The sequence below is a fragment of the Serratia sp. YC16 genome, from assembly GCF_009707615.1.
GTDB classification, from domain to species: Bacteria; Pseudomonadota; Gammaproteobacteria; order Enterobacterales; family Enterobacteriaceae; genus Serratia; species Serratia surfactantfaciens.
Genome location: NZ_WLYN01000001.1, coordinates 1,283,954 through 1,296,312, shown reverse-complemented (window position 1 = coordinate 1,296,312; position 12,359 = coordinate 1,283,954). Strand labels below are relative to the sequence as shown.

Sequence of the window (12,359 nt, the reverse complement as noted above, 5' to 3'; positions counted from 1 at the left end):
AATCGCTGTTCCCCCACGCGATTTCCCCCTTGAACCTGCCATTTGCACCCGGTGCAACGGCGGGGGCGTCATATTTTGGCAATACGATCAATGCGATCATAACAACGACAGGCAAAGCAGATCCCATGCGACTGGACAAGTTTTTATCTCAGCAGTTAGGCATCAGCCGTGCGCTGGTAGCGCGCGAACTTCGGGCTAAACGCGTTACCGTGGACGGTGAAATAGCGAAGAGCGGGGCGCTCAAACTGACCCCGGAGCAAGAGGTGGCGTTCGATGGCAACCCGCTGCAGCAGCAGAACGGCCCGCGCTATTTCATGCTCAACAAACCGCAGGGCTACGTTTGCTCCACCGACGATCCCGATCATCCGACGGTGCTGTATTTCCTCGATGAGCCGGTCGCGTACAAACTGCACGCCGCCGGGCGGCTGGACATCGATACCACCGGGCTGGTGCTGATGACCGACGACGGCCAGTGGTCGCACCGCGTCACGTCGCCGCGTCACCACTGCGAGAAAACCTATCTGGTGACGCTGGAGCACCCGCTGGCGGAAGACACCGCGCAACGTTTCGCCGAAGGGGTGCAACTGCACAACGAGAAAGATCTGACGCGGCCGGCGACGCTGGAGCAGGTTGACGAGCATGTGGTGCGTCTGACCATCAGCGAAGGGCGCTACCATCAGGTGAAGCGGATGTTCGCCGCCGTTGGCAACCGGGTGATCGAGTTGCACCGCGAGCGCATCGGCGGCATCGTGCTGGATGACGACCTGGCGCCGGGGGAATACCGCCCCCTGACCGAAGAAGAGATCGCCAGCGTGGGCGCGCCGCACCTGCAGGGCGGATAAACGATCATTGATTGCGGCCGATTAAGGAGTCGTAGAACGTGCAACAGAACCGAACCTCTCATCTCGGTTTGATTTTCATTCTGGGCCTGTTGTCCATGTTGATGCCGTTGGCCATCGACATGTACCTGCCCAGTATGCCGGTGATCGCCGCCCAGTTTGGCGTCGAGTCTGGCAGCGTGCAGATGACGCTCAGCGCTTATATGCTCGGCTTCGCCTTCGGTCAGCTGTTCTATGGGCCGATGTCGGACAGCATCGGCCGCAAACCGGTGATCCTGTGGGGGACGCTGATCTTCGCCATCGCCGGTTGCGCCTGCGCCATGGCGCAGTCGATCGATCAGCTGATCGGGCTGCGTTTCCTGCACGGCCTGGCCGCCGCCGCCGCCAGCGTGGTGATCAACGCCTTGATGCGCGACATGTTCACCAAGGACGAGTTTTCGCGCATGATGTCGTTCGTCATTCTGGTGATGACCATCGCGCCGCTGCTGGCACCGATGATCGGTGGTGCGCTGCTGCTGTGGTTCAGCTGGCACGCCATCTTCTGGACCATGGGCGCCGCGGCGTTGATCGGTTCACTGCTGGTGGCCTTGTTCATCAAGGAGACGTTGCCGAAAGAGCGGCGACAGCGCTTCCACCTGCGCACCACGCTGGGCAACTTCGGTTCGCTGTTCCGACACAAGCGGGTGCTGAGCTACATGCTGGCCAGCGCCTTCTCGTTCGCCGGCATGTTCTCGTTCCTCAGCGCCGGGCCGTTCGTCTACATTGAACTGAACCACGTTTCGCCGCAGCACTTCGGTTACTACTTTGCGCTGAACATCGTCTTCCTGTTCCTGACGACGCTGATCAACAGCCGCAACGTGCGGCGATTCGGCGCGGTCAAGATGTTCAAACTGGGGCTGTTGGTGCAGCTGGCGATGGGGCTGTGGCTGCTGGCGGTGAGCGCCATCGGGCTGGGTTTCTGGGCGCTGGTGATCGGCGTTGCGGTCTATCTGGGGTGCATCGCGATGATCTCGTCCAACGCCATGGCGGTGATCCTGGACGATTTTCCGCATATGGCGGGCACCGCCTCTTCCCTGGCCGGCACGCTGCGTTTCAGCATCGGCGCGCTGGTGGGCGCGGTGCTGTCGATGGCGCCAGGCAAAAGCGCCTGGCCTATGGTCACTTCGATGGCGCTGTGCAGCATTGTGGCGGTGCTGTTCTACCTGTACGCCAGCCGGCCGCGCGATCGCGCGGTCTGACGTTCTCCGGGAGCGGGGCGCGCAGCCCCGTTTCATCATGAGGTTGCGCCCTGCCATTTCATCGTGCAACCGGCAATGAAAATTTTGTTGCTAAATATACGCTAGCTAATCAATTGGCCATTTTCTCACCTGTGTGCTTTTTGTTAAAAATAACCGCTGTCGCGCCGCCCGATATCGGCCGGGCGGCGCGGCGTTCTACCGGCTGGCTGAAGTGGGTGATTTGTATTAGGGGCAATGTAAATCAACCTATTAGCGCCATGGTGTGCGCTAATTAGACAGGGGAAATGTTTCCTCAATGTAAAAATATGGCGACGAAAAAGTAGTCGCATTGCAAGAAAAAAGAGTTGAGATCGCGGCGGGAAAGGGTTACATATAACGCAAAAATGCGAGCTGAGTCGCAAAATGCCGTGAAATAACACCGCACGGCGCGCCAGAAAATGGCACGGCATCGGCTCGCACGGGGTAATGTTAATGGCTTGCGGCAAAATTTACATTTAAATAACATTTGTGCGCGGCAGAGTCGGGAGTCAACGGCTATAACTTAGTTACCCTGTCAGGTAAACGTGTTTCACCTTTTCAAACTAGGGATTTCATGTGGAGAGTATCCAACTTTCGGTAGTGCATCGCTTGCCGCAAAGTTATCGTTGGCTATCCGGTTTCACCGGCGTGAAGGTCGAACCGCTTCCGTTTAACGGAATAGACGAGGATAACAACCTGATTGGGCTGAAGTTGCTCAGCCATGAAGGCGCCGAGGCCTGGCAGGTGATGCAACAGCTTAATCTGTCGTTGCAGGAGATTCAGGTCGACTGCGCGATCGTCGAATGGGAAGGGGAACCTTGCCTGTTCGTACAGCGCAGCGACGAGAGCGCGACGATGTGCCGCCTGAAAAACGTCGGCGCCGCCATCGCCGAACCGCTTAGCGCACAATACCCCTTCTGACTTCGCCGCTAATCCGCCAACTGCAGCAGTTGTCGGGTATAGTCGGCTGCAGGCGCCGCGAAAATGGCCCGGCAGTCCCCTTGCTCAACCACTTCCCCCTGTCGCAGCACGATGACCTGGTGGCACAGCGAACGCACCACCTGCAGGTCATGGCTGATGAACAGATAAGCCAGCCGGTGGCGTTGCTGCAGCGATTTCAGCAGCGTCAGGATCTGCGCCTGCACCGATTTATCCAGTGAAGAGGTCGGCTCGTCGAGGATCAGCAGCTGCGGCTGCAGGATCAGCGCGCGCGCGATGGCGATACGCTGGCGCTGACCGCCGGAAAACTCGGTAGGGTAACGATGGCGCAGCTGCGGATCCAGGCCGACCTCCTGCAACACCTCGATCACGCGCTGCTCCCGCTGCTCGGCGCTAAGCCGCTGGTGCACTTCCAACCCTTCGGCGATGATCTGCTGCACGTTCAGGCGCGGGTTCAGGGCGGAGTAGGGATCCTGGAAGACGATTTGCATCCGGCTGCGGTAGGGCAGCATCTGCTTCATCGTGAGCGGGTGCAACGGTTCGCCGTCGAACCAGATGGCGCCCTGCGAGGCCAGCAGACGCAATAGCGCCAACCCGGTGGTGCTTTTACCCGATCCGGATTCCCCCACCAGCCCCACGCTTTCCCCGGCGCGCAACTCGAAGCTCAACGATTTCAGCGCATAGTGATAATCCACCGTGCGGCGCAGCAGGCCGCGCCGGATGGGGAAGCGTACCTGCAGACCTTCCACCTTGAGCAGCGGCCGCTCGTCGCCGGGGTGCGCGGTGGGCAGCGGCAGCGGTTCGCCGACGTCTTCGGCGGCCAGCAGCTGCTGCGTGTAGGGATGCTGCGGCCGGCTGAACAGCTGTGCGCGGCCGTTTTGCTCCACGCAGCGCCCCTGGCGCATCACCGCCACGTTGTCCGCCAGGCGGCGCACGATATTCAGGTTATGAGTGATGAACAGCAGCCCCATGCCCATTTCTTGTTTCAATTCTTGCAGCAGCGTCAGGATCTGCGCCTGGATAGTCACGTCGAGCGCGGTGGTGGGCTCGTCGGCAATCAGCAGTTTCGGGCGGGTCAATACCGCCATGGCGATCATCACCCGCTGGCGTTCGCCGCCGGACAGCTGATGCGGGTAGTCCTGCAATCGGCTCTTGGCCTGGCGGATGCCGACGCGCTCCAGACACTCGACGATCTCGGCGCGCGCGGCTTCGCGCCGCAGGCCGCGGTGCAGCATCAGCACTTCCGCCAGTTGCTTTTCGATGGTGTGCAGCGGGTTGAGTGACACCATCGGCTCCTGAAAGATCATCGCGATCTGGTTGCCGCGCACCTTGCGCAGCGCCGCTTCCGGCGCATGCAGCAACGAGTCGCCGTTAAACAGGATATCGCCGGCAGGATAGACCACCGGCGGCGCGGGCAGCAGGCGCAGTATCGACAGGGCGGTGACGCTTTTGCCGGAGCCGGATTCTCCCACCAACGCCAGCGTTTCCGCCGGCGCTATTTGCAGCGACAGTTCATTGACTACCGGCGTGAGGCTGTCGCCCTGGCGGAAGGCGATGCTGAGATCCTGGATAGCGAGCAGAGGAGTGGCCATATCAATGCGCCTTGCTGGGGTCAAAGGCGTCGCGCACCGCTTCGCCGATAAAGATTAATAACGACAGCAGTACCGCCAATACCAGGAAGGCGGTGATGCCGAGCCACGGCGCCTGCAGATTGTTTTTGCCTTGCAGCAGCAGTTCGCCGAGCGACGGCGAACCTATTGGCAGGCCGAAGCCGAGAAAATCGAGCGACGTCAGGGTGGTGATCGAGCCGCAGAGGATAAACGGCAGGAAGGTCAGCGTTGCCACCATGGCGTTGGGCAGCATATGGCGGGACATGATGACCCGATCCGACACGCCCATGGCGCGCGCGGCGCGGATATAGTCATAGTTGCGAGTGCGCAGAAACTCGGCGCGCACCACGCCCACCAGGCTCATCCAGCCGAACAGGATAGTGATGCCTAGCAGCCACCAGAAATTGGGCTGAACGATGCTCGACAGCAGAATGATCAGAAACAACGTCGGCATGCCCGACCACACTTCGATAAAGCGTTGCCCCCACAGATCGAAGCGCCCGCCGTAATATCCCTGCGTCGCGCCGACGCACACGCCGATCAGGCTGGAAAACAGCGTCAGCGCCAGGCCGAACAGCATCGAAATGCGAAAACCGTACAGCACACGAGCGAGCACGTCGCCGCCGTTGCTGTCGGTGCCGAGCAGATTGTGGCGCGAAGGCGGCGAGGGGAAGGGCACCTCGGTGGCGAAATTGATGGTGTCGTAACTGAAGCGGATCGGCGCCCAAACCGCCCAGCCGTGCCGTTCGATCTGCCGCTGCACGAACGGATCCTGATAGTCGGCTTCGGTACTCAGCTCGCCGCCGAACGCGGTTTCGCTGTAGTTGATCATAAACGGCAGATACAGCCGGCCTTCATAACGCACCAACAGCGGTTTGTCGTTGGCGATCAGATCGGCGGCCAGGCTGAGGGTGAACAGCACCAAGAAGATCCACAGCGACCAGTAACCGCGGCGGTTGCGGCGAAAACGCGCCCAGCGTGCCTGGTTGATCGGGCTAAGGCGGCTCATTGGCGGGCCTCGAAGTCAATGCGCGGATCGACCAGGGTGTAGGTGATATCGCTGAGGATATTCAACAGCAGGCCGATCAGGGTGAAGATATACAGCGTGCCGAACATCACCGGGTAGTCGCGCTGCAGTGTGGCATCGTAGCCCAGCAGCCCCAGGCCGTTGAGCGAGAACATCACTTCGATCAGCAGCGAGCCGGTGAAGAACATGCTGATAAAGGTGGCCGGAAAACCGGCGATCACCAGCAGCATGGCGTTGCGGAACACGTGGCGGTAGAGGATTTTTTTCTCGTCCAGCCCCTTGGCACGGGCGGTGGTGACGTATTGTTTACGGATCTCGTCGAGGAATGAGTTCTTGGTCAGCATGGTCAGGGTGGCGAAACCGCCGATCACCGTCGCCAGCACCGGCAGCGTGATGTGCCACAGGTAGTCGGCGATCTTCGCCGGCCACGAGAGGGTGTCGAAGTTGCTCGACACCAGGCCGCGCAGCGGGAACCAGTCCAGGTAGCTGCCGCCGGCGAACAGCACGATCATCAGAATGGCGAACAGAAAAGCCGGAATGGCGTAGCCGATGATAATCAGCGTGCTGCTCCAGGTATCGAACGCGCTGCCGTTGTGGACGGCCTTGCGGATGCCGAGCGGGATCGACACCAGATAGATGATCAGCGTGCTCCACAGGCCCAGCGTGATGGAGACCGGCAGGCTCTGGCCGATCAGCTGCATCACTGAAGCGCCGCGAAACAGGCTGTCGCCGAAGTCGAAGCGCATATAGTTCCACAGCATGGTGAAGTAGCGCTCGTGCAGCGGTTTGTCGAAGCCGTAACGCTTAGTGATCTCGGCGATCACCTCCGGATCCAAGCCGCGCGAACCGCGATATTGGCCTTCAGTTGCGGCGGGAACGCCGGCCCGAGCATGGCCCAGACCTTCATTCACGCCGCCGCTGCCAAAACCGCTGCCCTGACCCAGTTCGATGGCGGCGATGGCCTGATCGACCGGGCCGCCGGGGGCGATTTGCACGATAAAAAAGTTGATGGTGATGATCGCCCACAGCGTGGGGATCACCAGTAACAGTCTGCGTATCAGATAGGCTGCCATTCCGACTCCTTATTGCCGTTGAGCCGGTAAACGTGCCGCCTTGTTGACGTCGTACCACCAGTTGTCGAATCCGATCGCATAGGCCGGGCGGATCGGCGGCGTGGAGAACTTGTCCCAATAGGCGTAGCGATCGTGGCTGGAGTACCACATTGGCAGCATATAGCGATTCCAGGTCAGCACCCGATCCAGCGCGCGACCGAGCGGCAGCAGGGCTTTTTCGTCGCCCTGATGGGCGGCGATTTGCCTGACCAGGCTGTCGACCGCCGGATCCTTGACGCCGGGACTGTTGTAACTTGAGTTGACGTACTCTGAGTCCCAAATGATGCGCAAGTCGGCAGTGGGGAACGGCATCGCCTGATACACCGTCGGCATCATGTCGAAATCGCGCTCGCGCATGCGGCGGGTGTACTGCGAAGCGTCGATTTCGCGGATTTGCATCTCGATGCCCAGCCGCTGCAAGTTATGGCGGAACGGCAGCACGTACTGGAAGTTGCTGCCGCTCAGCAGCATCAGTTCAAAGGTGAACGGCTGGCCGGTTTTGGCGTTGACCAGCTTCTGATTTTTGACCACCCAGCCGGCCTCTTTCAGCAGTTGGGTCGCCTTCAGCAGATTTTGCCGGTCGTTACCGCTGCCGTCGGAAGAGGGCGGTTGGTAGATGTTGGTAAACACTTCCGGCGGCACCTGGCCCTTAAGCGGCGCCAGCAAGGCCAATTCGTCGGCGTCCGGATAGCCGCGGGCGGCGTAGGCAGTGTTTTGGAAATAGCTGTCGGTGCGCTGATAGGCGTTGTAATACAGCGCCTTGTTCATCCAGCTAAAGTCGAAAGCCAGAGTGATCGCTTCACGCACGCGCGGATCGGCGAACAGCGGCTTTTGGACGTTGAACGCCAGCCAGCGGGTATTCTGCGCCGCCTGATTCACTTCATCCTGCTTGATGATGTAGTTGCGTGCAAAGTTGCCGCCCTGATATTGGGTGGCCCAGCTCTTGGGCGACGGCTCGATGCGGAAATCGTAAGCGCCGGCCTTGAAGGCTTCCAGCGCCACTTTATCGTCCAGATAATAATCGTAGCGAATGCTGTCGAAGTTGTAACGGCCACGGTTCACCGGCAGATTAGCGGCCCAGTAGTCGCGCACCCGTTGGTAGGTGATGTACTGGCCGAGGCGGTAATCGCTGATTTTATACGGGCCGCTGGCGAGTGGCGGGGTGTTGAGCGGTTCATTGAGCTTATGCTGTTGCCAAAAGGCCGCCGGCAGGATCGGCAGACTGCCGAATAGCGACAGCATCGCCTCTTTGTTCGGCTGTGGGAACTCCATGCGCACCGTCAAGCGCGAGATGGCCTTGACCGTGACGCCTTTGTAAAAAGCACGAAACTGGGGTACACCCTCGGTCATGAATTTGTTGAAGGTGAAGGCCACGTCGGCGGCGGTGATCGGGCTGCCGTCGTGGAAACGGGCGCGGGCGTTGATATCCACTTCGACCCAGCGCAGATCGCCGGGATAACGGGCCGATTCGGCAATCAACGGGTAATAGCTGCCGGGTTCGTCGTCGGACGTTGCGAACAGGGTATCGTAGAGTTGGTCGGTACGCGCACCGGGCACGCCGCGGGTGGCGAAGCGGTTGAAATTGTCGTAGGTGCCGATGGCCGCCAGCCGCACGTCGCCGCCTTTGGGCGCCGCCGGATTGACGTAGTCGAAATGGCTGAAGTCGGTGGCGTATTTCGGTTCACCGAGAAGGGCGAAAGCGTAGCTTTCATTGAGGGCCTCGGCCTGCAGACCGAAGCTCAGTGTCGAAAGCACCAAAGCTGCGAAAATGCGCACGGACATCAGACGGTAAGCTCCTGCTGTGGAATGAAGTACAACCTGCGCCCAGCATAACATTCTTCGGGGAGGCGCAGGGTAAAGATGCTTAAAGATTAACTATTTTTTTCCTGATAATCAAAGACCTGATGCGCCTTACAGTAAGCGACGAAATTGTCGAGGCTCAAGGGCCTGCTGAAGTAATAACCCTGCATGAAGTTGACGCCGTGTTCCTGCAAGAACTGCATTTGCTCGGCGGTTTCCACGCCTTCGGCCACCGTCAGCATTTTCAGCTTTCTCGCCAGCGAAATCACGGCATCCAGCACCGGTGCAGTGACCGTATCCTGGCCGATGGTATTGACGAAGCCGCGATCGATCTTCAGGTAATCCATGGTGAAACGTTCAAGATAAATAAGCGCACTGTGGCCGGTGCCGAAGTCGTCTACCGCGATCTCGATGCCCTGCTTATGCAACCAGTCGAATTCCGCCAGCGCGCTCTCTTCTTCCACCATGCCGCGTTCGGTAATTTCAAACACCAGCGTAAAGTAGTTGCACGGCAACTGCGCCAGCAGTTCATACACGTCCTGGTGGAAGGATGGCGCGCTGAGGTGGGAGGGGGAGATATTGAGGCCGAGCTTGCCGCCTTGCGGTAAGGCTTTGGCCAGCTGCGGCGCATCTTCGGCGATCAGTCTGAACAGGTGGCGGGTGAGCGGCACGATCAGCCCGTTGCTTTCGGCATAAGGGATAAAGATATCCGGCGGAATGCGCCCTTCGATAGGATGCTGCCAGCGAATCAGCGCTTCCAGTCCGCCGATGCTGTTGCTGCCGGTATGAAACACCGGTTGGTATTCGACAAAGAACTCATTGCGCTTGATGCCGCGCAGCAGCGCGCGCTCCGGGCTTTGCCGCAGCAGCAGCATGTAATAGCAGAGCACGCCGATCATCAGCGACAGCACCAGGCTGCCCAGCAGCGTCAGGCGGATGTCATTAGGCGTCAATTTTTCGTTGTAGAACATAATGGTCAGCGGCAGATTGGGCAGCGTCAGGTAATCCGCCTTGCCTTTCGGCAGCTGATCGACCGGCATCAGGTTCGGGCTGAAAGTGGTCAGGGCGCGCTGGCCCATCACGATGGCGATGCCCGGCGCCTGTTCGTCATGCGAGGTGAACAGCAGATAAGGCATCAGATCGATGTCCAGCGTCGCGAGAATACCGGTAGCCGGCTCGCCGGGATGCCGCAGCCAAACCGCCACCGCCGGTTTGTTCGGCACAATCGGCGTGCCCTGCTGCAATTTCATATCCAGAGGCAGAGTCCAGTCGATATCCTGATACAGATTTTTCATCGGCAACATCATGTCGCCGGTGGCGGATGAGCAATAGGCGTAACCTTCCTTCACTAACAGGAAGGTGCGCACGCCGCTGGTGAAGGCCGCCTGATAGGTAATGTCCGACTGGCTGGAGAGGCAAGGCTTGTCCAGCAACGGCATCATTTTTTGCATGACCGCCGTCAGGTGCGAAATATAATCCAGCGAGAACTGCCTGGTGCGAGCTTCAACCTTATGCTGATATTGCGTGCGTTGGTGGTTGATCAAAGAAAGCGTGACCGCGGTAAATAGCGTAAAAAAGACCAGGGCGGCGACGCAGCTCTTAGCCAGACTGCGCTGCCGAAGCGACACGCTGCGGGCGAAAGCCCTTTTCAAGCCCATAATCGAGTCCTCTGCATCAGGGCGTCAGGGTTATTGCGCAGCCATTTAATGGATTGTGCCAACGGCTTTTTTTTCATTTTTGCCTTTCTATCCTGTACCCAGCCGACGGCGCCGTTTAAATGCGAAGCGTCGCTGATAAATATATTGCGCATATTTTAAGCGGTAACGTTTTAAATAACGCCGGGGTGCCGTTGCCGTCATCTGACGATAATAGGCGAGTTTCTCCTCGCCGGCGCGATTTCCTGCCAACAGTTTATCAAAATAATGGTGGGTGGCGGCGGCTTGGTGGGGAAGGTAACGATAATACCCGGCCAAACCCCGGTGATTCGGCGGTTCGACAGCAATAAAAACGCCGCCCGTAGGCGGCGCTTATCGCTCGTTTGGTCTTCAGAAACTTCAAGGCATGGCGCCGTCAGCCGCTGGTCAGCACCCGACGCGCTTCTCGATAACGTTTGTCCCAGTAGTTATCGGTCAGCTTGGAAATCATGACACCACTGCTGGTGGAGGCGTGAACGAACTGGTCGTTGCCTAAATAGATGCCGACATGGCGCCCGGTGGAACCGGCGCGGAACAGCACCAAATCGCCGGCGCGCAGCTTGGTGCGCTGGATTTTCTTGCCGAGATCTTCCTGTTCATAGGTCGAACGCGGTAAATCCATGCCGAACTGTTCGCGGAAGGTGCGCTGTACAAACGCCGAGCAATCGATGCCGCGCTTGGTGTCACCGCCTAAGCGGTAGCGAACGCCTTTCCAGTCCGCGTACTGATCCATAATCTTTGACTTGACGTCAACGTTGCGGACCATCGCTTCGAATTCATCCTGAGAGGCTTGCAGTAAAAGACCGTCTTTGTCATTAACTGCACGCATCTCAGTTTGTGCGTTATTCAAGTTCGAAGTGTGAGTCGAGCTGCACGCTGACAGCATAACCGCAGCGGCAATTGCAGGGATCGCCCGCAAAAAATATCTCAGAAACGGTTGAGATTTGACCATTGTTGTTGTTTTCCCTTGAAGTCCTTAACGACGAAAGTCGCTACCTGAAAAATGCCAAACGGAACGAGCCTAATCTGCACCTGCTGCATCGACAATCAGTTACCGCTGAAAACGTGCGGGAACGCACATTTTTACCGGATTCCATACTGATTCAACTTAAACCAGGCACAAACGCATCCGAGATTACCGGAACAGATAGGGGATTGCGAGCCTTTTTCCCGTCTTTTTTATATGAATTTGTGATGTAACATAATGTAAATCTTCATATAAAAAACGCCAATTGTCCGATGTATGAATCTGGCGTGAAATCAGGTTGTAAAAGCGTTAACGGGCGGCGGTGAAATTTTGCGCGCTGCGCGGGGGGAGAGCACGGGAGGCGTGGACCTCCCGGCATGAGTCATAGACGCAAGTTATGGTTGGCCGGGGCGGTGTTTGCCGGGCAACAGGCGATTCAACCGATCGATAATCCAGTCGCTGCAAGGCGTCATCAACACCCAGCTGGCGCCAACCAGCACCACGGAGAGCGAACCGACGGCGATGTCGGTAAACCAGTGGGCGCCAATCATCACGCGCGGCAATGAAAAGACCAGCGTAATCAGCAAGGCGATGGCAAAGGCGCTGCGGCCGAAATAGCGCAGCATAAAGCAGGAAAAAATAATCAGCATCATGCCGTGGTCGCCGGGGAAACTGTCGCCGGAAGCGTCCTTGGTGGGGATACCGGTCAGCTCGCTAACGCGATTGATATTGTCGAAGGTCAGGGTTGGGCTCGGATGTTTCACCGGCAGCAGGTGACCCAGTTGGTTCAGCACCACAGCGGTCAGCAGCATCACCACGCCGGTGATCACCAGGCGGCGGCGGCCGGCGGCGTCCTGCTTCAGGTAGAAGTACAGGTACAGCAGGCCCATGGCGAGCAGCGAAATCACATCGAACGCCCGGTTATTGGTGATGGCGACCAAGTGCAAAAATGACGGGTCGGTGGCCAGATGGCGGTTAAAGAAGAAGAAGATCGCCGAGTCCAGGGTAAACCAGCCGCCGTGGTTGGCCGGCAGGAACCAGGACAGAAACAGCGCAACGCCCAGTAAGTTGAAGAAGAGAATGAAGGGTAAATTGCGGCGTGTCATGACATAACC

At 58.6% G+C, this 12,359-nt stretch carries 10 protein-coding genes; 3 read left to right on the top strand and 7 right to left on the bottom strand.

The window, feature by feature from the left end; all coding sequences use genetic code 11:
• Positions 1–125: 125 nt before the first annotated feature.
• The 3 genes from rsuA (at position 126) to GKN89_RS06070 (ending at position 3,016) form a co-directional block, all read left to right on the top strand.
• Positions 126–842, top strand: coding sequence for a 16S rRNA pseudouridine(516) synthase RsuA (gene rsuA / locus GKN89_RS06080; RefSeq protein WP_019453643.1), 717 nt, complete (start codon positions 126–128; stop codon positions 840–842).
• A 38-nt stretch (positions 843–880) separates the two neighbouring features.
• Positions 881–2,077 carry a Bcr/CflA family multidrug efflux MFS transporter gene (locus tag GKN89_RS06075; protein ID WP_019453642.1) on the top strand — a complete coding sequence of 399 codons (1,197 nt, stop codon included), beginning with the start codon at positions 881–883 and terminating at the stop codon, positions 2,075–2,077.
• Positions 2,078–2,671: 594 nt separating this feature from the next.
• Positions 2,672–3,016 (top strand): YejG family protein, encoded by a 345-nt coding sequence (locus GKN89_RS06070; protein ID WP_025160182.1) that lies wholly within the window; start codon positions 2,672–2,674, stop codon positions 3,014–3,016.
• A gap of 8 nt (positions 3,017–3,024) precedes the next feature.
• Here the strand turns inward: GKN89_RS06070 and yejF are convergent, their stop codons facing one another.
• The 7 genes from yejF to GKN89_RS06035 form a co-directional block, all read right to left on the bottom strand.
• Positions 3,025–4,626, bottom strand: coding sequence for a microcin C ABC transporter ATP-binding protein YejF (yejF, locus tag GKN89_RS06065; RefSeq protein WP_154746538.1), 1,602 nt, complete (start codon positions 4,624–4,626; stop codon positions 3,025–3,027).
• 1 nt (position 4,627) lies between these two features.
• Positions 4,628–5,653, bottom strand: a complete 1,026-nt coding sequence (locus tag GKN89_RS06060) for an ABC transporter permease (RefSeq protein ID WP_019453639.1) — start codon at positions 5,651–5,653, stop codon at positions 4,628–4,630.
• The gene (locus GKN89_RS06055) at positions 5,650–6,744 is read right to left on the bottom strand and encodes a microcin C ABC transporter permease YejB (protein WP_063919745.1); all 1,095 of its coding nucleotides are present in this window, start codon (positions 6,742–6,744) and stop codon (positions 5,650–5,652) included. The genes GKN89_RS06060 and GKN89_RS06055 overlap by 4 nt, the downstream gene beginning before the upstream one ends.
• Positions 6,745–6,753: 9 nt before the next feature.
• Positions 6,754–8,565 (bottom strand): extracellular solute-binding protein, encoded by a 1,812-nt coding sequence (locus tag GKN89_RS06050; protein WP_019453637.1) that lies wholly within the window; start codon positions 8,563–8,565, stop codon positions 6,754–6,756.
• Between the two features lie 89 nt (positions 8,566–8,654).
• Complete coding sequence (locus GKN89_RS06045) at positions 8,655–10,241, bottom strand: cyclic di-GMP phosphodiesterase (RefSeq protein ID WP_019453636.1); 1,587 nt, start codon at positions 10,239–10,241, stop codon at positions 8,655–8,657.
• A gap of 412 nt (positions 10,242–10,653) precedes the next feature.
• Positions 10,654–11,229 (bottom strand): bifunctional murein DD-endopeptidase/murein LD-carboxypeptidase, encoded by a 576-nt coding sequence (mepS, locus tag GKN89_RS06040; protein ID WP_025160183.1) that lies wholly within the window; start codon positions 11,227–11,229, stop codon positions 10,654–10,656.
• Between the two features lie 410 nt (positions 11,230–11,639).
• Positions 11,640–12,350, bottom strand: a complete 711-nt coding sequence (locus tag GKN89_RS06035; protein WP_063919743.1) for a phosphatase PAP2 family protein — start codon at positions 12,348–12,350, stop codon at positions 11,640–11,642.
• Positions 12,351–12,359 lie beyond the last annotated feature (9 nt).

What these genes read in the sequence shown, in the direction of transcription:
- rsuA (WP_019453643.1), top strand. Translation starts at nt 126, where the DNA reads ATGCGACTGGACAAGTTTTTATCTCAGCAGTTAGGCATCAGCCGTGCG.
- yejF (WP_154746538.1), bottom strand. Translation starts at nt 4,626, where the DNA reads ATGGCCACTCCTCTGCTCGCTATCCAGGATCTCAGCATCGCCTTCCGC.
- GKN89_RS06060 (WP_019453639.1), bottom strand. Translation starts at nt 5,653, where the DNA reads ATGAGCCGCCTTAGCCCGATCAACCAGGCACGCTGGGCGCGTTTTCGC.
- GKN89_RS06055 (WP_063919745.1), bottom strand. Translation starts at nt 6,744, where the DNA reads ATGGCAGCCTATCTGATACGCAGACTGTTACTGGTGATCCCCACGCTG.
- GKN89_RS06050 (WP_019453637.1), bottom strand. Translation starts at nt 8,565, where the DNA reads ATGTCCGTGCGCATTTTCGCAGCTTTGGTGCTTTCGACACTGAGCTTC.
- GKN89_RS06045 (WP_019453636.1), bottom strand. Translation starts at nt 10,241, where the DNA reads ATGGGCTTGAAAAGGGCTTTCGCCCGCAGCGTGTCGCTTCGGCAGCGC.
- mepS (WP_025160183.1), bottom strand. Translation starts at nt 11,229, where the DNA reads ATGGTCAAATCTCAACCGTTTCTGAGATATTTTTTGCGGGCGATCCCT.
- GKN89_RS06035 (WP_063919743.1), bottom strand. Translation starts at nt 12,350, where the DNA reads ATGACACGCCGCAATTTACCCTTCATTCTCTTCTTCAACTTACTGGGC.